Source organism: Robbsia andropogonis (assembly GCF_000970345.1).
GTDB classification, from domain to species: domain Bacteria; phylum Pseudomonadota; class Gammaproteobacteria; order Burkholderiales; family Burkholderiaceae; genus Robbsia; species Robbsia andropogonis.
Genome location: NZ_LAQU01000031.1, coordinates 1 through 21,449, shown reverse-complemented (window position 1 = coordinate 21,449; position 21,449 = coordinate 1). Strand labels below are relative to the sequence as shown.

The window sequence follows — 21,449 nt, the reverse complement described above, 5'->3', positions numbered from 1 at the left end:
AACAAGTCATCATCTATCGCGGCGATGGTGCATCAAAGTGAAGGGACGGTCTACCAGAACTCGCGTAAGGATGAATTTGAAGGAATGCGAATTGCAATCATTTTGCATGGCTGCAACAGCGATGCTCTTCGTTTTGCTACCAAACTTGCCATTTCTGACAAGCCAAGGGACGTCGCCAATTTGATTGCTATAGCTATTTATGTCATGACATTGAAAATCATCGCTTGACCTTGACCTAATTGGAAGGTTTAAGGTGATCGTCGTGGAAACGTAACGTGGAGCACAATATGGCTAACTCAGAAAACATATCGCCGAATGCGCCTTCTGCAAGTGCTCCCAGCTTATCCGCGTCATTCGAAGAGGGCACATTTGACGTCGCCGACATGTCCTGCGCATCGTGCGTGCGGCGCCTGGAAAAGGCACTTCAAGCCATTCCCGGTGTGGCGGATGTAGCGGTCAATTTGGCGAGTGAAACTGCATTCGTTCGGTACGATCCGTCGCAAGTACAGCCCACCCGTATCGCCGAAGCGGGTACCGCCGCAGGCTATCCCACCCAACTTCAAATGGCGGATGAATGGAGGCAGCCTGCGGAGGCGGCGCCTCAGATGGACTCGCGGTCAACGCAAGCAGTACGCCGCATTGCCGCTTCTCCAGCAACGCTACCTGTTACCGACCTCCCCGGTTCGGAAACACATACGCTGAATGGTGGCGCTGAGGTTGTTTCCCGTGAAGGATCGGAGCTTGGCACCTCCGATGCCAAGGCGGCACGTAAAGCCCGCGATGTGATGCAGCAGCGCCGGAATTTGATTCTGGCGATCGCATTGACGTTACCGGTGTTCCTTTTCGAAATGGCGGGCCATCTTGGGCTGTCGGCTATTCCCCTGTTGGTGAGCAGCGTTGGCACCGGCACGATTACGACGATTGAAGCGGTCTTAACCACATTGGTGCTTTTTGGACCGGGCCGGCAATTCTTCATTAAAGGTACCCAGGCCGCGCGGCGCGCGGCGCCCGATATGAATACGCTGGTGGCATTGGGCGCGGGTGCCGCATGGAGCTTTTCGATGATTGCCGCGCTACGCCCTGACTGGGTACCGGAACAGGCACGGCATCTGTATTTTGAAGCAGCGGCGGTGATCGTCGTGTTGATTTTATTGGGTCGGTATCTGGAAGCGCGTGCAAAGGGGCGGACCGGTGATGCGATTCGCGCCCTGCTGGCGCTGCGTCCCGATACCGCGCATCGTCTCGACGGTCTGGACAATGGTGATGATCGTCGCATAAGCGATGTGCCTCTGGCCATGTTGAAAGTGGGCGATGCCATTTTGATCCGCCCTGGCGAACGGGTGCCTGCGGATGCGGTATTGATCGACGGTGCATCGTATGTCGACGAAAGTATGCTGACCGGCGAGTCGATGCCGGTTGAGAAACGACACGGTGTGGCAACCGACCTCACCGGCGGAACGGTGAACGGCGATGGTATCTTGCGGGCCCGTGTTACACGCGTCGGTGCCGATGCGACGCTGTCGCGGATCATCGCCCTGGTGCAACGCGCTCAAGGTGCGAAGCTGCCGATCCAGCAGAAAGTCGATCTTGTTACAGCGTGGTTCGTGCCGGCTGTATTGGTTGCTGCCGTGTTGACGTTTGCCGCGTGGATGGCATTGGGTCGCGACGTGGCATTTGCCCTTTCCACCGCGGTGGCGGTACTGATCGTCGCCTGCCCTTGTGCAATGGGCTTGGCGACACCGACGTCGATCATGGTTGCCGCCGGCCGGGCAGCGCGCCTTGGGGTGTTGTTTCGCCAAGGCGATGCGTTGCAGACGTTGCAGGCATGCAAGGTTGTCGCGTTCGATAAGACCGGCACGCTGACAGTAGGCAAGCCCGCGGTCACGGATACGCACTGGTTTGTCTCGGTCGATGAAGTGGCGCTATGGTCGGGTATGGCGGCACTGGAACGTTTATCGGCGCATCCACTCGCCCATGCGGTCGTCGCTGCCGCCACGCGGCATATTGGTTTGGCCGAAAACGCTTCGGCCTTGTCACCGCATACCGTATCGAACTTTGTTTCCAGCACAGGGCAAGGGGTCGCTGGAACCATAGACGGTCACCTTATAGCAATAGGCAATGCGACTTGGATGGCGCATCAGTGCGTTGCCGACAGAGCAGCACCCGCGATGCCTGATGACGACGTGCTTCAAAGGGTTGTCGCGCCGTGGCACGCGGCGATGAAGACGGTCCTGTACGTAGCATTATCGGGGCGGGTCGTGGGCGCGCTTGCCGTGGCCGATCCGATCCGTCCAGAAACGGCTACCGTCATCGCAGCGTTACGTGCACGTCAATTACGTGTGGCGATGATCACCGGAGATGCGGCCGCGACCGCTGCAGCCGTGGCATCGATATTGGGTATCGACGACGTGCGTGCCGATGTAACGCCCGATGGCAAAGTAGCGGCCCTCGATGCATTGCGCGCGCAATACGGTTTGCTTGCTTTCGTGGGGGACGGCATGAATGATGCGCCGGCCTTGGCGCATGCCGATGTCGGCATTGCGATTGGTTCCGGCAGTGACGTGGCGATACAGAGCGCCAATGTCGTGCTGGCTCGCAGTGCATTGCATGGGGTGGTGGACGCTGTGACTATCAGCCATGCAACGATGCGCAATATTCACCAGAATTTGGTGTGGGCGTTTGGCTACAATGTCGTGTTGATCCCACTTGCCGCCGGACTTGCCTATCCACTCCTTGGACTTTTATTGTCGCCGATGCTTGCCGCCGCGGCGATGGCATTGTCTTCGGTCTTCGTGTTGAGCAATGGACTACGCTTACGCTTTATCCGCTCTGCACTATCGTTTAATGCGGATATATCTCATCAATGGTCGCATGGGGAGCGAAGTGTATGAACTTACCGCCACGAGGTGGTATAGGCGCCGAAGTTGGCGTCAACACATGTCATGACGCGATACCTTCGCGCGACGACGCCACCCCTCTGAGCAGGCGCCGCTTTGTTCAAGGCATCGCAGCAACAGCGGCGACGTTCGCGGGAAGTTGGGTCGTTTCAGCATACGCGACAGTACGTGACGAGAACGTATCCGGCAACTCTGCTGACCTGCCGGTTGCAGCCGAGCAGCCAGCGCGTGCCGAGCCGCTTACTGGCAATACGTTCGATCTCGAAATTGGAACGCGCGCCGTGAACCTCACCGGCAAATCACGGCGTGCGTTCACCGTGAATGGCAGCATGCCGGCACCGTTGCTGCAATGGCGGCAGGGCGATACGGTCACGTTACGGGTTCGCAACGCGCTTGACGAGGTAACGTCGATCCACTGGCACGGTATCGTGTTGCCCTTCGGGATGGATGGCGTACCCGGTATCAGTTTTCCGGGCATTGCACCGGGCGAAACGTTCACGTATCGATTCAAGGTACGCCAGGCGGGGACATACTGGTATCACAGTCATAGCGGCTTCCAGGAGCAGTTGGGGCTGTATGGGCCGATCGTCATCGTTCCGCAGGATGGCGATACGGTCAGGCCGGACCGAGACTATGTGGTGATGTTGAGTGACTGGACTGATGAAAAACCGTCGACGATCTTATCCAATCTGAAAGCCGATAGCGATTATTACAATCGTCAGATGCCGACGGTTCCTGGATTTTTCCGGGACGTGCATACCGAAGGCCTACACGCCGCGATTCTGAAACGCCGCATGTGGAATACCATGCGCATGAACCCTACGGACTTTGCCGATGTGTCCGGTGCCACATACACCTATCTCACTAATGGGAAGTCGCCAGCGGCGAATTGGACCGGAATTGCCAGGGCGGGCGAGCGCATACGCTTGCGTTTCATCAACGCAAGCGCATCGTCGATATTCGACGTGCGTATTCCTGGCATCAAGATGACGGTGATTGCAGCCGATGGGCAGCAAGTCGATCCCGTCGACGTGGATGAATTCCGATTTGCGGCCGCAGAGACCTACGAAGTCTTGTTCACGATGCCGGACGATCGGGCCTATACGATTTTCAGCGAGTCGATAGATCGTAGTGGTTATGCTCGCGGAACCTTGGCGCCAAGCATGGATATGGTGGGTAGCGTGCCTATGATGCGGGCTAAGACCTGGCTTGCCGACGAAGACATGATGGGTGCGATGCCGATGCATGGCATGGACATGGGCCATGGCGGGAAGCGTCACGATACGACGATGCCAGGCATGGCCATGGGAACCATGGACATGCACCCGTTGTCTTCGGCCAAGACCGCGGTACTTCATGCGCCATCGCCTGACATCACGTCCGCCAGGTCCGACACCGATGCGCCGTTGTCAACGGGCGTGGAGGTCGATATGCGAATTGCAATGCCTTCGAAGCGCCTTGATGATCCTGGTCCTCGTCTGAGAACAGGAGAGACCCAGGGGGCATCGGAGTGGCGGGTTTTGACCTATGCGGACCTTCACACCATTGGTGGTCCGCTCGATCCGCGTCCGCCGTCCCGGGAGATGGTCATTCACCTCACCGGAAATATGTCGCGCTTCATATGGGGTTTCGATGGGCTCAAATATTCAGAGGCTCCTCCGTATCGATTTTATTACGGTGAGCGGCTCCGGATCACGTTGATCAACGACACGATGATGAATCATCCAATTCATCTTCACGGGATGTTCTTCGAGGTGGAGAGCGAAGACGGAACGTTCCTAGTGCGCAAGCATACGATCAACGTCCAACCGGCAAAACAGCTTTCGGCGCTTGTTACTGCCGATGCACCAGGACAGTGGGCCTTTCATTGTCATCTGCTGTATCACATGGAGGCCGGGATGTTTCGCAAGGTGGTGGTTGCATGATGGCAACGCGCCCGCAAACGCTGTTGCGCAAACGGCCAGCAACAAAACAATTGGCGATGAACCTGTCTCGGGTTTTCGTGTGCGTGGGTGCAATAGCGGTCTACACGCATGTCACTGCGGCACCCGATACTGGCGTGTCGGGATCTATGCACGACATGCCGGAGATGAATAGCGATCCACATGGCGGGCATGACGCGCCGACAACGTCGTCAAGTGATACCTTGACGTCTCAGCCCGCAGCAGCGATTGCACCGGCGAATGTGATTCTGCCCGACAAGATCGACCCGGTGCGGATGACTGCCCCGAATCTGAGTATGGCAATGTCGGGCATGGATATGCATGACGATGCGATTTATCATCAGATTCTTTTTGATCAATTCGGCTATCAAAGCGTTCGCGGTGTTTCAGGTATGCGTTGGGACATGTCTGGCTGGATCGGTGGGGACCGCGACCGGTTTTTCTTCCGCAGCGAGGGACAGCGTATCCGTGGCAACTGGAGCGATGTGCGCATCGAAGGGGCGTGGCGTCACGCCGTTGACCGGTATTGGAACACATTGCTCGGAATGCGCACCGATCTTGGATCCGGCCCGACTCGCTATTGGGGTATGGTGGGCGTCCAGGGGGTAATGCCGTGGTACGTCAATTTGTCAGCGATGGCATATGTCGATCCGTCGAGTCGCACGGCGTTGTGGGCGCGCGCTGATTATGACTGGCGCTTCACGCAGCGGCTCGTATTGACACCGGAACTTGAGGTGAACGCCTATGGTAGACGTGACGCGGCCCGTAGTGTTGGGGCTGGCATTTCCGATATGACCGCGTCACTTCGGTTACGTTATGAGGTGACGCGGAAGTTCGCACCGTATATTGGTTTGACCTGGGAGCGCCCCTTTGGGGCGACGGCCGCGATGTTACGTGGCAGGGGTACCACGCTCGACGAGGTCGGCATCGATGCAGGTGTACGTTTTTGGTTCTAGATAGTTGCCTCCCGTGCCGCCGCTACGGTGTCATGTCGTGACCATGATGTTCACTGTATCGATATCATCATGCCACAGGCTTGCAGCGTTATCGGCACGAGCAATCGCCTAGGGCGCCTGATGCGTGCAACAATGCCTTCAGGCATCTGGCTTCACGCTCTCGCACAAGAATCATACATGTGATGTTTAATAGTGCCACCTCTTGCAATCTGAAAATTGCAATTCCTGTCAAAAGCGATAACATAAAATTTTAGTAATACTAATTATATGCAATCTGAGTGTATTTTTATACTACAGTTGCCGCTGGCGAGGGTTCACGGGCGGCCCGTTGCGTAAGGCTATCTATCGATGCGTTTGTTGTGCAAGCATGTCTTCGATATTCAGGACATCGAGCTGGCCCGACTCCCGTTCAAAATGCAACTGTCCGGCAGAGAGCACCGCAACCATATCAGTGTTAAGCAACAGCCTGCGGATCACAGCGAGATCTGCCGTTTCCACAACCGGCTGTGGTGCGCGCAGCCGCTTGCGTATGAACAGTCCGTCGAACAGCAGTCATGCCGGTGACTGCGAGCGCGGCGGAATCCAGCGTTCATTGACCAGGTCCGCGAGACGTAGCCCAGGCTTTGACAACAACCGATGACGGGGGAGATGCTTTATTTGTCACGCCTGCCATGACGTCAAGGGCGGTCTCGGCCGCGCGGAGACATCCTATTGATTGTCTATAGCCCCAGCGCTCCTAGGGTGCACCACTTTCTACATAGAAAGTAATGAAGGCGGATAGAAGTAACATCAGATGATCAACGATACGCCATCACGTGACCAGGCACGTCCGTGAAATGCGATAGGTGCATGCCTATGGTTCCAGCGGCTTCCAAAATCGCGGTAGACACGTTAAACCAGGCGGCTAATTGTGCGCAATGTAGGACGGTGGCTATTCTGAGTACCATAGACATGCACCTGTCGATCCGGACACGCAAACATGCCGGTAAAGAAACGTGGGACTTAAACGAAGCGCGCAATCATTGCAATGATGCCGCCGATGGTACCAAGTGCGGCGATCCATTTGCCCGCGCTATAGGCTTTATTCGTATTCTTTGCCTGCTCTTCAGGGCTAGGCAATCCTAAAGCGCCGTAAGTAAGAGACTTGATGGGTGATGGTTTTTCGGCGGTCTTCTCGGCATCGGCCGACTTGGCCATTGCCGACGTTGGTGCCACTTCGGGCCGACTGGTATCTGTTTTATCCGCCTTCTTGCTGTCTTCCGCTTGCAACTGGCGAGCGGATTCCGATAGCGTGACTTTCGTGCTGCTCGCGGGGGCTGCTGCACTATCGTTCTTTGACGCCTCGGCAGCTTTCGGCGCGTCGTTTTTCGCGCGCGAAGCCGCCGTGGTGGTCAACTGTTTGCTTTCGGCTTGGCTACTCGCGACTTGCATTACGGTTCCCCGATCCCGGCTCCCTTACCAACGCAGCAGCGCGCCACGTCGTTCTTGAATAGGTTATCGGCAGGTTGCTTCGGATCTTTATATACAAATGACCAGTCGATTGCCGTAACAATTATTGCGCCATACGTTCTGAAGATTAGCCTACTGCTGTATTGGCTAGGCGAATCAAGCCGACCGGCGCACCAGGTGTGTCTTTGACGGCCTGCAACACGATGTTCGATCGGATATCCATCACGCCAGGTGCTTTGTACAGCTTATTCAAGATGAATGCGGAAAAATGCTTCAGATCCGGGGCTACCACACGCAGCAAATAATGACTGTCGCCAGTGATTACATAGGCGCTGACGATTTCTGGCCAACCTTCAATTGCGGCTGTGAATGTTTCGTGCCAATTAGGCACATCGTTGCGCATCGATACATGTACGAATGCTTCCAGGGTCAAGCCAAGCGCTTCCGTCGATAGATGCGCCTGATACGAGCCGATGATGCCGCGTTCCTCCAGGAGCTTCGTGCGTCGAAGACAGGCCGACGCGGAAAGTGACACCCGGTCCGCGAGATCGAGGTTGCTGATGCGCCCATGCCGCTGTAGGACGTCGAGAATATGAATGTCGACGGCATCGAGCAATAGACTTTGCATATTATTCGAGAAATAAGATTAGAAATGGAATTTTATGCGATTTATAGAGGAGGAATGTATATTTTTAGGAGAAATTCTCCGGCTGGATCGTCATAACATGACATTTTTCACCGCTGCTCGTTTCCGATGGGAGTTTCCGAGCGATGCCTCTCTCCTTATTCGATATCAGTGCTCCCATTCATGACGCAACGCCGGTATGGCCTGGCGATACGACCGTGTCGGTCGAGCCGGTATGGCATATGGAGTCTGGTTCGCCCGTCAATGTCGCGCGGTTGACATTGTCGCCGCACACGGCCACGCATGCTGACGGTCCATTGCATTATGAGGCGAACGGTGCGCCGATTGGTGTTGTGCCATTGGAGACCTATATTGGGACGTGCGTGGTGCTGGACTGCTGCGCCCTGGTCGATGCCGTGCCTGTGGTCGGTGTGTCCACCATCGTCGCCGCGGCGGCTGTCACCTTGCGCGGCCGGAGGATGCCGCCACGGGTATTGGTGCGGACATACCGTGTTGCGCCACAAGCTACCTGGGATACGAATTTCAAGGCGATTGCGCCAGAGGCGATTGACTGGCTGGCCGAGCAGGGCGTCACATTGATCGGGGTGGACACCCCGTCGCTCGATCCGCAAACGTCGAAAACGATGGATGCACACCGTCGTGTCGCGGCACATCGGATGGCCATTCTTGAAGGGCTCTTACTCGATGACATACAGCCCGACTACTACGAATTGATCGCGTTGCCGTTGAAGCTCACGACGGCAGATGCGAGCCCAGTACGGGCGGTCCTGCGCGGCCCCGTGTCCGATGCGTAAGCCGAACTATTTTGAGAAATTGGATAGCACCATGACACTAACGCACTTTTCGTCTTTTGCATCGCGTGACGACGCCCTGCAATATGACAAGAACGACCCTCTTGCTACGTTGCGCGATGCTTTCTCGTTGCCGGGGAATGTTATCTACCTGGATGGTAATTCACTTGGTGCATCGCCGGCGGCTGCCGTCCGGCGAGCCCAGCAGGTCATAGAGGGTGAGTGGTCGGAACAATTGATTCGCAGTTGGAATACTGCCGGTTGGTTCGACTTGCCAAAGCGTCTTGGGAACAAGCTTGCTCCCTTGCTTGGTGCGGCGCAGGACGAGACCGTCATCACCGACACGATTTCAATCAATCTGTTCAAGGTCTTGTCGGCGGCGTTGGGTATGCAGCAGCAATGCGACGCCGCGCGTACCGTGATCATCTCGGAGCGCTCCAATTTCCCCTCGGATCTGTACATAGCCGAAGGCGTCATCGCCCAATTGGGAGGGCGACATACTCTGAAGCTGATCGATGATCCGTCGGAACTGCCCGATGTCATCGATGCGTCCACCGCAATCGTAATGCTGACGCAGGTCAATTATCGGACCGGCTATCTGCATGATATGGCCACGCTCACAGCCTTGACGCAGGCGCGCGGTGCGCTCGCCGTCTGGGATCTCGCACATTCGGCGGGCGCTGTCGAGGTCGACCTGAATGGTGCGAACGCGGACTACGCGGTAGGGTGCACATATAAATATTTGAACGGCGGACCGGGTTCTCCTGGATTCGTATGGGTTCCCAAGCGTCATCAAGACGCTTTTTCGCAACCGCTGTCCGGATGGTGGGGGCATCAGGCACCTTTTGCAATGGAGTCAGCGTATCGCCCCGATCCCGGCATTGCCCGCTTCCTGTGCGGTACCCAACCCATTGTGTCAATGGCGCTTGTTGAATGCGGTCTGGACACATTTTCGAAAACCGATATGGCGGCACTGCGCCGCAAGTCGCTGGCCTTGACTGATGCGTTCATTGCTTGTGTGGAAGCACGATGCGGCAGCCATGACTTGACATTGGTGACGCCGCGCGACCATGCACGACGCGGTTCGCATGTCAGTTTTGCCTCTCCGCATGGTTATGAGGTGATGCAAGCATTGATCGCGCGCGGCGTGATTGGTGACTATCGCGAACCGTCGGTTCTTCGTTTCGGTTTCACGCCACTTTACACGCGTTTTGTCGATGTATGGGATGCGGCGCAGATATTGGGGGACATCCTGGATAGCGGTGCGTGGCGACAGTTTGCAAAGGCGACCCGCGATCAAGTGACCTGACCGATCGACGGAACAGCCATACAAACCATACCCGATGAAAATTGAGACATCATGAATCAACCGACACCCAAAAGCGCGGTATGCCCATTCGGTTATGGTGCCGGTGCGGTAGCAGCCACCGACGGTGCAGCGCCGCTGATGGAGGCCGCGGCCCAGGCAACGCAATCGCATACCGGAAAAACGGCACCTGCCGAGGGCTGGCACGACGCGCAGCTCGATTTTTCCGCGTCGATGAGTTACGGCGATTACCTGGCTTTGGACCAGATATTAGAAGCGCAACATCCACGCTCCCCGGACCATAATGAGATGCTGTTCATCATTCAGCATCAGACGTCGGAGCTGTGGATGCGTCTGATGCTGGTCGAGTTGCACGCGGCACTGGACGCGGTGAAGCGAGACGCATTGCAGGAATCGTTCAAAATGCTGGCCCGTGTGTCACGGATATTCGAGCAACTGGTGACGGCGTGGAATGTTCTTTCGACGTTGACCCCATCCGAATACTCGGCAATGCGCCCTTATTTGGAAGCGTCTTCCGGCTTTCAGTCGTTTCAATATCGACAGATCGAATTCCTGTTGGGTAACAAGAATGCCCGAATGTTGCAGCCACATTCGCATCATGCCGCGCGTTACGAAGCCACACGTGCCGTTCTCCATACTCCTTCGTTTTATGACGAGGTGGTGCGTCTGCTGGCGCGTCGAGGTTTTCGGATTAGCGCATCGCGATTGGAGCGGGACTGGACGCAGGCGACCGTCGCGGATAGCTCCGTGGAGGCGGCGTGGCTGCAGATTTATCGCGAGCCTGACGCGCATTGGGAGCTTTACCAGATGGGCGAAGAGTTGGTGGACCTTGAGGACGCGTTTCGCCAGTGGCGCTTCCGCCATGTCACCACGGTGGAGCGGGTGATTGGCGCAAAGCAGGGAACGGGTGGTACCAACGGTGCGCAATACTTGCGCAAGATGCTGGATACCGTACTATTCCCTGAATTGTGGAGCGTTCGTACCCAGCTATGATGTCATGTCGTCCGGCAGCCGTGCACCAATGGAGGGCTGCATACGCTTAGAGCGCGCGATGCAACGGGTAAATCGCGCGTTGGTTGTCTGGTAACGCCACGATCTGGCATTCAACGCGGTAGGTCTCACGCAGCCGCTCTGCTGTCAGGGTTTGCTCGGTTGCACCTAAAGCGACCGTCGCGCCCTGATCAAGCAAAAGCACGCGATCGGCATAGCGGCTGACCTGATTCAAGTCGTGCAAAATCATCAACGTGACGATCCGATGCGTGCGAGTGTAGTCCCGCACGTACTCGAGCAGATGCAATTGGTTATTTAAATCCAATGCCGATGTCGGCTCGTCGAGTAATAGCAAGCGTGGCTCGCGGACCAGCGCCAACGCCAAGGCGACCATCTGTCGCTGGCCACCTGAAAGATTACCCGGCTTCGCCTCTGCCAGTGCTTCTAATTTCAATTCGTGCAACACCCGCTCCGCGCGTGCGAGGTGAGATGCGGGCGTGGCCAGGGAATGATGACCGATCATGCCCGCCGTTTGCCCGTTCTGGACCAGGAGCAGCAATTCGAACACTGACATTTGCACATCGCCGTGCGCAACGGATTGTGCAACATAACCAATCAGTGCGCTACGGGCGTAGGGCGGCATGGTGTCCAAGTCTTGCCCATCCAGAACAATCTTGCCTTCTGCACGTAGCAGGCCCGCCAGGGCACGGATCAGGGTTGTCTTCCCCGCGCCATTTCGACCGAGCACCGCGAGGCATTCACCGGCACCGGCATCGAAGCTGACATCGTGGACGATGCGCTTGCGCCCGATGGCGACATGGATGTTACGGATGCGCAGACCAGATTGCACCAGGTCATCGATAGCCTCGACGCCAGGACGATTCATCGCATTCCTCGCTTTTTAAGCCACAGGATCTGTGCCAGGAAGAACGGTACGCCCAGTAGCGAGGTCACCATGCCGATCGGCAGGATTCCGCCTGGTAGAATAAGTTTGCTGGCGACCGATGCGAGTGTCATGACCAACATGCCACATGCCGCCGTCATGGGTAGCGAAAAACGCTGGTCTTCACCCGCGAGCAGTCGCGATATATGCGGGGCAACCAGCCCGATAAACCCGACCACACCGATGGTAGCGGTGATGCCGCTTGCAAGCAATGCGGCGGCAAACAACATCAGGAAACGCGTACGTGCGACGTTGACGCCTAGCGTGGCAGCCTGATCTCCGAAGCTGCGAAGCGTTGTAATGGTCCGGCTGTTCAAGAATACCAGGGGCATCAAGACTACGATCACCGCGAAATTCAGTCCGACCTTGAGCCAACTGGACTTCAGTAGTGAGCCCATCAACCAGAACACCAACGTTTGCAACTGATCCGCGTCGGCGAAGTATTGCATCATTCCCAACGCGGAGGCGAAGACGAAATGGATCGCGATTCCCAGCAATGTCACCGTCTCCACGCCCAGGCCGTTACTGCGCGCAAAGATGCTGATGAACAGGACCGTCAGCAATGCGAACACGAACGCGTTCATCGACACGAATAAGTCCGGCGGGAGCCAGGGCATGAAGCCTGCGAGGGAGGCCTGGAATACGATGGCGATGGCGGCGCCGCAGCCTGCTGCTGACGAAATGCCAATCGTGAAAGGCTCGGCCAGGGGATTCTGCAGCGACGTTTGCATCAACGTGCCGGCCAGTGCGAGTCCGATGCCTGACAGTGCCGCGGTGAAGGTAATGGGCATGCGGATATCATGCAGGATAACCCGGGTCCCAATATCGACTTCGGATGGGTGGAGCAGTGCTGTCAATACCTGTTGCAACGTCAAGGTGCCGGATCCGATTGCGAGGTCAGCAAGTATCGCGACCACGCCTAGCCCTGTTACAACCGTCAAGAGTAGCAAGCGTTTCGCAATGCCACGACGGTAACGCGCGGCAAGGACGCCGGAGGCCATGTCGTCCTCGGGAATCGTATTGCTTCCTGGTCTGGGTGCTGATCGACTGGTCACGTGTTCGCCGCGTGCCGCAAGCGGCGTTACGCTCTGGGGAGCGGTCATATTCGCGATATTCTGATCAAGGGACGGGATATCAGCCATGTATTACTTTGCTGGGGCTTTGGCTTCCAGTAGCAGGGGCTTGGCCGGAATCGTCGTGAATTGCGAGATGATGGTCTGCCAATCCGCGGCGGGGTCTAACCTGGCAAATTGCGTGGGGTACAGTATCTTCGCCAGATACTCCATGCCCACGATGTTATAAGCATGGTTGTAGAACAGATGATAGATTCCGTAGATCTGTCCATTCTGTGCAGCCTTTGTTTGCATGAAGCCCGGGCGTGCTTCGAGCTTGGCGAATGCCGCATTTACTTGCTGCAGCGTGGTGCCATAGCCGAAGGGCAGTGCGATATTGTTGTTGCCGGTGACATTGGCACCCGTCATGATGTAGATATCCGGCTTGGCGCCAATCACGCTTTCCATCGTTACGTTGCCGGACGGCGTATGCAGTAGTTCCGCACCCACGTTGACGGCATCCACTGCTTTCAATAACTGGCCATAGCCGACGGTCGCATGGGTGAAGCAGCAGTCGGTGCCCCCCGTGAACCCCGCCTTTGCTTCTACGAACACGCGTGGTCGCGGCGCGTTAATCGCTGCGATGGTTGTTCGCAGTTTTTGTAGACGCTGATTATAAAAATTGACGTACTGTTCTGCTTCTTTTTCGCGATTCAGCACCTTGCCCAGTATTGCAACGCTTTCTGCGGTGTGCGCCACGGGGTCTTGCTCCGAATCGATGAAGACGATCGGGATATGCAATTGGTCCATGCGTGTGATGACGCCACTTTGCTCAAACGCAGACTTTGCCCGCAACTGAGCAATGATCAACTGGGGCTGTTTCGAAATGATTGTTTCGAGATTGACGTTGCCTTGATCCGAGAACTGCATATCAGGAATCTTTTTTGCGTCCGGCCAGTGCGTCGACATGGTTTGCCATAACCCTGGGTCGCCGCGTTTGATCAAGTTGTTCCAGGTTACCAGTCGTTTAAACGGGTCCTGACGATCCAGCAGGGCCATGGTGAGAATATCCCGACCATCCTGAACGACCACGCGTTGGGGTTCCTGGTCAATGGTGACCATTCGTCCCGCCGTATCGGTGACGGTGACCGGGTACTGCGTTGCGTATGCGGACACGCAGGTCAAGCCGAACGCCAACGATGTGGCAACCATCACTGCAACGGCGAATCTCTTCACTTCGGTTCCTTTAAAAGCAGGACGGGGCCGAATGTGCTCGGCCCCGTTATCAATGTTGCTTGTTGTAGCAGTAACAATGTTAAACCATAATAAGAATGATTCCTATTGTCGATTTTGATTTGGCTCGCTTCGCCTGTGATTCCGACGTGCGACATAGTGTCGCAATTGTTTTTTGGAAGGATGTTGTCTATCTAATGTAATGATTTTGCAGGTATGGGGACGATGCCAAGCGTGACGTTTACCAGTGCTCGGGGCACCTTGCGCGTTTTTTGAGGCAATAAGGGCAGTACGGCGTGCTAGAAGAAGGTGAAAATTACTTGTTTTTAGGGATATTCAAAAGACGCGATATGGCGTCCAATGCTGAAACGCGCGTTTCATGTCGTAGGTAAGTGATAGTCTGGCCCGCACTTACCCCGAAGTGCGGTGAAGGTTCTTACGTTGGCGCCGGTTGTATCGGACTGCCGTTCTTTTCGCGCCATCCAAGCGTTCTTTACGGATCGACCATGTCCGACTTGCTCGTTTCACGAGTTGATTCCGTACTGCCGTCTCCCTTGTTGGTGGTGGAAGATGAGGCAGTCATGCGGGAACGTCAGAAGCACATTCTCCGACAACTGGGCTATCGCGACGACGCGTTGCTGTTCGCGAGTACCATCGGCGAGGCAAGAGCGTTATTGCAAGAAGAGCCGGTGGCCATGGCCTTGGTGGATGTTGGTCTGCCGGACGGTTGTGGTATCGATCTGATCGCCGAGATGCATGCTGGCGATCCTTCGCTTCCAATCCTGGTCATATCGTCTTGGAGTACGGAGACGATCATCGTCGGGGCTCTGCAGGCTGGCGCCACGGGCTATCTATTGAAAGAGCGCGACGATGTTGAGATTCTTGTCAGTATTCGAAGTGCATTGCGTGGGGGGGCACCAATCGATCCTTTTGTCGCGCGATATATCTTGCATCTTTTTGGTCAGACATCGGAGCGGCAAGCTGGCGCGGTCGCCTTGCCAATATCAAGTGCGCCGTTAAACGAAGTCAATGCGGGCGGTCGACGGCCCGAGATGCATAGTGCTGACGGGGCAGCAGCGCTGGTGGCGCAGACGCTTGCAGGGCCGGATGCCGTGCAAGCGGAAGTCTTGACGATAGCGTCATCCGAGGAGCCTGTGGCGCCTTCTGTTAACTATGCCGTCGTAGCGGCAGCGGTTGTTGCCTCTACCGAGCGCGCGTCGGTATTAAGCAAGCGAGAGCGGCAGATTCTCGGGGCCGTAGGGGAAGGGCTGTCAAACCGCGAAATTGCTGAACGATTGGCGCTGTCAAAACTGACGGTAGAGTGCCATATAAAAAATATCTACAAGAAACTCGCCGTCTCATCAAGAACAGCCGCGCTACGTGAAGCAGGGTTGATTTTAAAGGAATAAATTGGTTGCTGATTGGGCAAGTAATTCGGCTATCCAAAACTACGACGTCTTGACCTTCACTTCAGCGCACTACGCGCCACGCGAATTTCGGTACATATCGGCCATTCGGGATGTCTTATCATCGAGTAATGCCTATGTGTAATCCTTGCCGTAAAGGCTTGTCGGCTTCGGGCCGATGGCTAACGAGAAGCCTATCACTTTATCGCGTGCGACTTGTTAAATGGAAATGGGTTATATTACAGACTCGTATTATTATTGCGAGAAAATAAGTGCAGCGACGCGTTGTGACCGCTAGTGACCAGCCGTCATCTGGTGGTTATGTGCTATCGACTAATGTAGCAGCTACAAAAACGATATTCAAAGCACAGGCAGCTTTAATAGGCAGCCTGGCTTATTGCAATTCGTGTCGCAGTTATGCACCAATTGTGAAATCAGGCGGCCCCCGCCGCTCCAAATACTTGGGAAAAGAAGTCGCGCTTGAGTACGATTCGATAGCCTGTAAATGTCTTCATCGCCCTTACATGCTATCGACATCACAAAACGCCATCAGCGTCGAAGATTCGTTTGCGCTAGATCCGAGCAACGGCATTCAATTAGCAGCAAGTCAGAGTTTGCCGAGAACCGGCGGGCCGCCCGACGGATGGCTTGAATTACCGAGTGGCCAGATGCGCCGATATGACTCAGCGGGTAACGCTGCGTACGATATTGACTTTCATGCAGACCACGGCGCCGGGACGCCACACGGTCACAATTGGGATAACGGTGTACGCTCTCCTGGCGTGCCGCTTTCTATCATTCCGTATTGATCATGGCCATAAAATCATTTCACGACTGGGTTATCCATTCGATCGCTGCCCCGATACCTGGAAAGGTAGACGTAGACCTTGTTAGCGAAGTTGGCACGACTCGGAAGCGGCTATCATTTATGGGCGTAACGCGAGTTCGAGTGGACGGCTTCAACACTCAAAATATTGTTTATGAGGCGAAAATTCTTGATCCGGACAGTGCTCAGTTTGCAGACGCCGTTCTTTTATTGGATCAGACCGACTCGCCTCGTCCGAGTGAGATGCGGCACATCGTGCAGTTCTCGCCCTCGGTCGGAGCAAGTATCCTCATCGAGTTTGAAGCGTCGAGTGAATCGGATCACGCAATGTCGCGCTGAAGCTTACTTCTGCGTCTCGATCAGCGCAGGCACGTCATGCCGGGGCATCGCTCAATTCCCGAGTGTCCTCGTACCACTCGAATTCGTCGACTGACCGACAGGATTGCACATTTGCCCCCAGGTCTGCGTTTTATCCTACAGATCTCGCGTCAGGTTCGTTCAAAACCCGCTTGTAACCCTTTGTTTACTCAAGGGTGAGTTTGTTACTTTAACGGGGTTCTCGCACACCGGAAAATTACATTAACTCAATGATTGCAATAGAAAATTCGTATTTTCAATTAAGATTATCTACAAGAAACTCGCCGTCTCATCAAGAACAGCCGCGCTACGTGAAGCAGGATTGATTTTAAAGGAATAAATTGGTTGCTGATGAGGTAGCGAAGAGCCTCGTTCGAAATTCGTTCAAAACGACGATGCTTTGATCTTCACTTCGGCCCACTCTGCGCCTCGCGAGTCGCGGTATATATCGGCCATGTCTGATGTCTTATGCCCAAGCAGTGCCTGGGTGAAATCCTTCGTAAGCGATCAGTGAACGACACCCTATCGAGGAATGCTGGGGTGTGAGAAAAAGGTGTCCACCTACTAGGTGGACACCTTCCATGACTCACAATGACTCAGAGTTGCGCGTGCTGCACCGCCGCCGCGATGGTCGCAGGCGCTACGACGAAAGTTCGAAGCTCGAACTGATCAAAGCGGCCCTTCGACCCGGTGTATCGGTGGCACGCATTGCACAAGAACATGCCGTGAATGCGAACTTGCTGCGCAAGTGGATTAACAAATACCTGATGGAGCGTGAACGCAGTGCGTGGCCCATCGATGCGCAGACGCCACGCGAGGCCGTCGAACCAAAAGCTCAAACGCGCGATCCCAATGATGTGGTTCCCGAACCGTTGCAGCAACAGCGGCAAACTGCATCCTCCCCGGCCTTCGCCCGCGTCATCTCGTCGTTGGAATCGTTGCGTGCGCAATCGATGGCCAGCAGAGCAATGCCCCCGGTTCCAATCGGCTTACACGTTCGACTGGCAAACGGCGTACAGCTTGAGGTGGGCAAAGCGAGCATAGAAGCGCTTGCAACGATCGTGCAAATGCTGGGGAGCTTGCCGTGTTCCGGTTCGACGACAGACTAAAAGTGTATTTGCATCGAGATCCAGTCGATTTCCGCTACGGCATGAACAGTCTGTCGATTATCGTCGAACAGGCGATGCACCTGAACCCGATGGACTGCTCGCTTTACATCTTCGGGAACCGCCGCCGCGACAGGGTCAAGATCCTTTGCTGGGATGGTAGCGGGTTCTGGCTTATGACCAAACGCCTTGAGGCAAGCCGTTTCATCTGGCCCGACAAAAAGGCCGAGGTTGTGATGATGACGCCCGGGGTGTTGCATGCGCTGCTTGATGGCGATGACATCACGACAGTGCGCCGGCATCCGTTGCAGGAATATCTGCGCGTGAGCTGAACGTGCGCGCGACATGCTGGTCTAACCTAGCATGCCGACCAACATCACGATCAACGCCGAGGAACTCAAAGCGCTGCTCGCCGAGCGGGAGGCGCTGCGCGGTGCGCTGCGGCTGGTGACGGCCGAACGCGATCTTGCAGAGGAGCGGCTGCGGGCCTACCGCCGGGAGTTATTTGCCGCGAAGAGCGAGGCACGTGATTCAGATCAACCGGGTTTGTTCAACGAAGCCGAAGTACTGGCTACAAACAGCACGCCCGCTCTAGAAGATGCGCCTGAATCGACAGTCTCTGGCCACACGCGCAAAAAGCGCGGTCATCGTAAGCCACTTGATCCGAGCCTGCCGCGCGACGTTGTACGGCACGAACTGCCCGAAGCGCAGCGTTTCTGTGCAAACGATGGACATGCGCTCGTCGAGTTCGGTGTGGAGATCAGCGAGCAGCTTGACGTGATTCCTGAGCAGCTTCGGGTGATTCAGCACCAGCGGGTCAAATATGCGTGCACGTGCTGTGATCTGGGCATCAAGGTAACACCGGCGCCGGCACGCATCATCCCTCGCGGGCTACTGAGCGAATCGGCGCTTGCGTGGATCGCCACCGGCAAGTATCAGTTCGGCATGCCCCTCTACCGCCAAGCGGGTCTGCTACGGCGCTTCGGTGGCGACCTGTCGTCGAATACGATCGCGGCGAGCATGGTGCGCGTCGGACTGGCCACGCAACCCGTGATCAACCTGCTGCGCGACGCACTGCTTGATGCCGAGCTGATTTATTGCGACGAGACGACGCTGCAGGTGTTGAAAGAAAAAGGACGTCGACCACAAACGACGAGCTATCTCTGGGCGCAGATGACAGATTCGGTCGTACCGATCCGCTGCTTTACCTACACCCCCGGGCGCGGCACGAAGCTGGCCGATCAACTGTTCACCGGAATCCGCGAGGGTGCGGTACTGATGACCGATGGATACGAGCCCTACAACGATATCGCCCGGCGCCACCAACTCGTGCACCTTGGGTGTTGGGTGCACGCCAGACGTTACTTCGTGAAAGCCGAAGAGAGCGTGCCCAAGGCTGCGCGGACACCTGATTTGCTCGCTACGCACTTCATAAAGCTCATTGGCAAGTTGTTCGCCGCCGAGGCGCATAGCGAGAAATGGCCTACGACGAGACGACAGCGATTGAGACGACGATACAGTGCACGCGTGCTGGAGATCATCCACGCGCTGATGGTTGAGCACTTGCCTGGTGTTGCACCGAAAAGTCTGTTGGGCCGTGCACTGACGTACCTGCGCGCGCAGTGGCCAAAGCTAATGCGCTACGTAGAAAATGGCGACTGGCCGATAAGCAACAATGCCTGCGAGAATGCGATTCGCCCGTTCTGTGTGGGAAGGCGTTCCTGGCTGTTCAGCGATACGGTCGACGGTGCAAACGCCAGCGCGAACCTCTACACCTTGGTTGAGACCTGCAAAGCTAACGATATAGATCCCTACCGTTACCTCACCTGGCTGTTCAAAAAGCTGCCGTTGTCCACGACCGTCGACGACTACGACGCGCTGCTTCCCTGGAACATGTAAGCTTTGCCTGCGTTATAGATTTGCATGCAGGAAATCCACGACCTCATGTTCTATCTGGCGATGGATATTCGGACGATCGATCCCGGGAGCGTCCTGACAGATTAGCGGCACACTGGCCGCGACTGCAGCCGGACAAGGATCAATGAAAACGAAGTGGTTGCCTGGTACCACGTGGATTGTAGGCGGTACAGGCAAGCTCGACGCGACGGCGAGGGAATTCCTTGCGGAACCAAGATAGCTGTCGTCTTGCGGTCGATACAGCATAGACGGTATGCGTACAGCCGATAAGCCCGACGGTTCAAACATCATGGCCAGTGGATCCATCAGCACCAAGGCCTTCAGACGGCGATCACTTGATGGTTGCCAGGCTACCAATTCAGCCGATACCGCAGGAATACCGTGTGTGCCGTTTGCACTATTGCGAGCTGCTGGATGTGGGCACGATCCCGGATCATCGTGATTCGCGCAATATGCACTGGCGTACGCGAAGTCCGGTTTTGCTCCCGCTAAAATCAGCGCAGTATAGCCACCCGCCGAGTAGCCAATCATGCCAATTCGGCCGACATCGGCACTCGCCGAAAATCGGGGGTCGATGAGGACAGCGTTGAGTGCGGCCTCTGCCTGCCGTGGGCGATCAATCAGAATCTGCGCTTGGGAAAGAGCCCTGGGATGGCCGGAAGCATCCCCAACGTGCGTCGGCAAGACAACGATAAATCCGGCGCGAGCTAGAGAGCTAGCTAATTCACGGTGACTGAAAGGGCTGCCACCTCTTCCGTGTGAAATCAATACAACAGGAAAGTGGCCATGCTCGACAGGCGCATCGCGTGTCGCCTCCACAGTGAACGGACCGGCTTGCCATGGAGCCTCATGCTCATGCGTAGGGTAAAAGACAACCGTGTCGAGAGAAGCAGCTCCGTCGGCCACCGAAAGACGGGTTACGCCAGCGTTAAAGGCGGCTGGGGCAGCTAGCACCGAACACGTAGAAACGATTGCGAGCAAAATGGTCAATATCCAACGCATACCACTACTCCCGGTCACTGGCTTTGGAGAAAAGGATATCAGAAGGATCTTACCTCTTCGATAACCGAGGGGCGTTATTTATTGATCGCTTACAATCCTTCTCATGAATGTCGGTATAGATGCGCGATGATAGCGACCGGATCTCGTGAAACGTCGGGACAGTTTTGCCATCCTCGCAGACGTAGTCCGCCGCCTTGATAAAATCCTTGAAGTAATACGACATGGTCGCAGGATGCGGGGCGTCGCCCGCTTTGGATGATCCTGTGTTGCGTGAAAGTGACCTGCCCCCGACATTTATCGGAAACGGCTGTAGAGTCCGTCGTTAAAAACGCTTTCTGGCTGTGTGCGGTGGCGAACTGCTCAGGCGTCGGATAACCGTGCGAACTATGTGGTCGCTCGACGTTGTATTCGACGCGCCACGCTTCAATCATTGCCTTCGCGTGGCGCATCGACGTGAACCAGTGCTCGTTTAAACATTCATCTCGGAATTTGCCGTTGAAGCTCTCGATGTAGGCGTTCTCCACTGGCTTGCCAGGTCGAATGAACGACAAGGTAACACCAGCCTCGTAGGCCCAAGCATCGAGCACCTTTCCTGCAAATTCGGGCCC

At 55.9% G+C, this 21,449-nt stretch carries 20 protein-coding genes and 1 pseudogene; 14 read left to right on the top strand and 7 right to left on the bottom strand.

Features of this window, described 5'->3' with window-relative positions:
• The first annotated feature begins 24 nt into the window (after nucleotides 1–24).
• The 5 genes from WM40_RS31720 (at nucleotide 25) to WM40_RS21035 (ending at nucleotide 6,360) form a co-directional block, all read left to right on the top strand.
• A complete protein-coding gene (locus tag WM40_RS31720; RefSeq protein WP_046153880.1) occupies nucleotides 25–228 on the top strand; it encodes a hypothetical protein in 204 nt (67 codons plus the stop codon).
• Nucleotides 229–287: 59 nt separating this feature from the next.
• On the top strand, nucleotides 288–2,891 hold the full coding sequence (locus WM40_RS21050; protein WP_052738438.1) for a heavy metal translocating P-type ATPase: 2,604 nt from the start codon (nucleotides 288–290) through the stop codon (nucleotides 2,889–2,891).
• Complete coding sequence (locus tag WM40_RS21045; protein WP_082103078.1) at nucleotides 2,888–4,822, top strand: copper resistance system multicopper oxidase; 1,935 nt, start codon at nucleotides 2,888–2,890, stop codon at nucleotides 4,820–4,822. Before WM40_RS21050 ends, WM40_RS21045 begins: the two co-directional genes overlap by 4 nt.
• Nucleotides 4,822–5,796 carry a copper resistance protein B gene (locus WM40_RS21040; protein WP_157685886.1) on the top strand — a complete coding sequence of 325 codons (975 nt, stop codon included), beginning with the start codon at nucleotides 4,822–4,824 and terminating at the stop codon, nucleotides 5,794–5,796. Before WM40_RS21045 ends, WM40_RS21040 begins: the two co-directional genes overlap by 1 nt.
• A 348-nt stretch (nucleotides 5,797–6,144) precedes the next feature.
• On the top strand, nucleotides 6,145–6,360 hold the full coding sequence (locus tag WM40_RS21035; protein WP_046153879.1) for a hypothetical protein: 216 nt from the start codon (nucleotides 6,145–6,147) through the stop codon (nucleotides 6,358–6,360).
• A gap of 438 nt (nucleotides 6,361–6,798) precedes the next feature.
• Here WM40_RS21035 and WM40_RS28160 read toward each other — a convergent pair whose 3' ends face one another.
• A complete protein-coding gene (locus WM40_RS28160) occupies nucleotides 6,799–7,227 on the bottom strand; it encodes a hypothetical protein (RefSeq protein ID WP_024905307.1) in 429 nt (142 codons plus the stop codon).
• A 145-nt stretch (nucleotides 7,228–7,372) separates the two neighbouring features.
• The gene (locus WM40_RS21025) at nucleotides 7,373–7,873 is read right to left on the bottom strand and encodes an Lrp/AsnC family transcriptional regulator (RefSeq protein WP_024905306.1); all 501 of its coding nucleotides are present in this window, start codon (nucleotides 7,871–7,873) and stop codon (nucleotides 7,373–7,375) included.
• A gap of 143 nt (nucleotides 7,874–8,016) precedes the next feature.
• Between WM40_RS21025 and kynB the strand changes: the two genes are divergently transcribed.
• From kynB to kynA, 3 genes are read left to right on the top strand one after another with little or no spacing between them, the layout of a single operon-like run.
• A complete protein-coding gene (kynB, locus tag WM40_RS21020) occupies nucleotides 8,017–8,685 on the top strand; it encodes an arylformamidase (protein ID WP_024905305.1) in 669 nt (222 codons plus the stop codon).
• Nucleotides 8,686–8,716: 31 nt separating this feature from the next.
• Nucleotides 8,717–9,991: a kynureninase gene (gene kynU / locus WM40_RS21015; RefSeq protein ID WP_046153886.1), complete on the top strand. Its 1,275-nt coding sequence runs from the start codon at nucleotides 8,717–8,719 to the stop codon at nucleotides 9,989–9,991.
• A 51-nt stretch (nucleotides 9,992–10,042) separates the two neighbouring features.
• The gene (kynA, locus tag WM40_RS21010; RefSeq protein WP_024905303.1) at nucleotides 10,043–11,002 is read left to right on the top strand and encodes a tryptophan 2,3-dioxygenase; all 960 of its coding nucleotides are present in this window, start codon (nucleotides 10,043–10,045) and stop codon (nucleotides 11,000–11,002) included.
• A gap of 46 nt (nucleotides 11,003–11,048) precedes the next feature.
• Here the strand turns inward: kynA and WM40_RS21005 are convergent, their stop codons facing one another.
• Genes WM40_RS21005 through WM40_RS20995 form a run of 3 tightly spaced genes read right to left on the bottom strand, consistent with a single transcriptional unit; the run spans nucleotide 11,049 to nucleotide 14,230 of the window.
• Entirely contained in the window at nucleotides 11,049–11,885 is an 837-nt protein-coding gene (locus tag WM40_RS21005) for an ABC transporter ATP-binding protein (protein ID WP_036012603.1), read from the bottom strand.
• On the bottom strand, nucleotides 11,882–13,084 hold the full coding sequence (locus tag WM40_RS21000) for a FecCD family ABC transporter permease (protein WP_082103073.1): 1,203 nt from the start codon (nucleotides 13,082–13,084) through the stop codon (nucleotides 11,882–11,884). Before WM40_RS21000 ends, WM40_RS21005 begins: the two co-directional genes overlap by 4 nt.
• Before the next feature lie 3 nt (nucleotides 13,085–13,087).
• Entirely contained in the window at nucleotides 13,088–14,230 is a 1,143-nt protein-coding gene (locus WM40_RS20995; RefSeq protein WP_201779158.1) for an ABC transporter substrate-binding protein, read from the bottom strand.
• A gap of 503 nt (nucleotides 14,231–14,733) precedes the next feature.
• On the opposite strand from WM40_RS20995, the gene WM40_RS31715 reads away from it, so the two are divergent.
• The 6 genes from WM40_RS31715 (at nucleotide 14,734) to tnpC (ending at nucleotide 19,821) form a co-directional block, all read left to right on the top strand.
• Nucleotides 14,734–15,636, top strand: coding sequence for a response regulator transcription factor (locus WM40_RS31715; protein WP_046153877.1), 903 nt, complete (start codon nucleotides 14,734–14,736; stop codon nucleotides 15,634–15,636).
• 269 nt (nucleotides 15,637–15,905) lie between these two features.
• Nucleotides 15,906–16,442, top strand: a complete 537-nt coding sequence (locus tag WM40_RS32585; protein ID WP_157685175.1) for a PAAR domain-containing protein — start codon at nucleotides 15,906–15,908, stop codon at nucleotides 16,440–16,442.
• Between the two features lie 140 nt (nucleotides 16,443–16,582).
• Nucleotides 16,583–16,798, top strand: coding sequence for a hypothetical protein (locus tag WM40_RS30305; RefSeq protein WP_157685174.1), 216 nt, complete (start codon nucleotides 16,583–16,585; stop codon nucleotides 16,796–16,798).
• A 599-nt stretch (nucleotides 16,799–17,397) separates the two neighbouring features.
• Nucleotides 17,398–17,925, top strand: a complete 528-nt coding sequence (locus tag WM40_RS20975) for a transposase (RefSeq protein WP_046153876.1) — start codon at nucleotides 17,398–17,400, stop codon at nucleotides 17,923–17,925.
• Complete coding sequence (gene tnpB / locus WM40_RS20970) at nucleotides 17,901–18,254, top strand: IS66 family insertion sequence element accessory protein TnpB (RefSeq protein WP_046153875.1); 354 nt, start codon at nucleotides 17,901–17,903, stop codon at nucleotides 18,252–18,254. Before WM40_RS20975 ends, tnpB begins: the two co-directional genes overlap by 25 nt.
• Before the next feature lie 31 nt (nucleotides 18,255–18,285).
• Nucleotides 18,286–19,821 carry an IS66 family transposase gene (gene tnpC, locus WM40_RS20965; RefSeq protein ID WP_046153874.1) on the top strand — a complete coding sequence of 512 codons (1,536 nt, stop codon included), beginning with the start codon at nucleotides 18,286–18,288 and terminating at the stop codon, nucleotides 19,819–19,821.
• 12 nt (nucleotides 19,822–19,833) lie between these two features.
• Here tnpC and WM40_RS20960 read toward each other — a convergent pair whose 3' ends face one another.
• Together WM40_RS20960 and WM40_RS31710 are read right to left on the bottom strand one after the other, a co-directional pair.
• Nucleotides 19,834–20,841, bottom strand: coding sequence for an alpha/beta hydrolase family protein (locus WM40_RS20960; RefSeq protein ID WP_046153873.1), 1,008 nt, complete (start codon nucleotides 20,839–20,841; stop codon nucleotides 19,834–19,836).
• 350 nt (nucleotides 20,842–21,191) lie between these two features.
• A pseudogene (locus WM40_RS31710) lies at nucleotides 21,192–21,449 on the bottom strand (integrase core domain-containing protein); the annotation flags it as partial.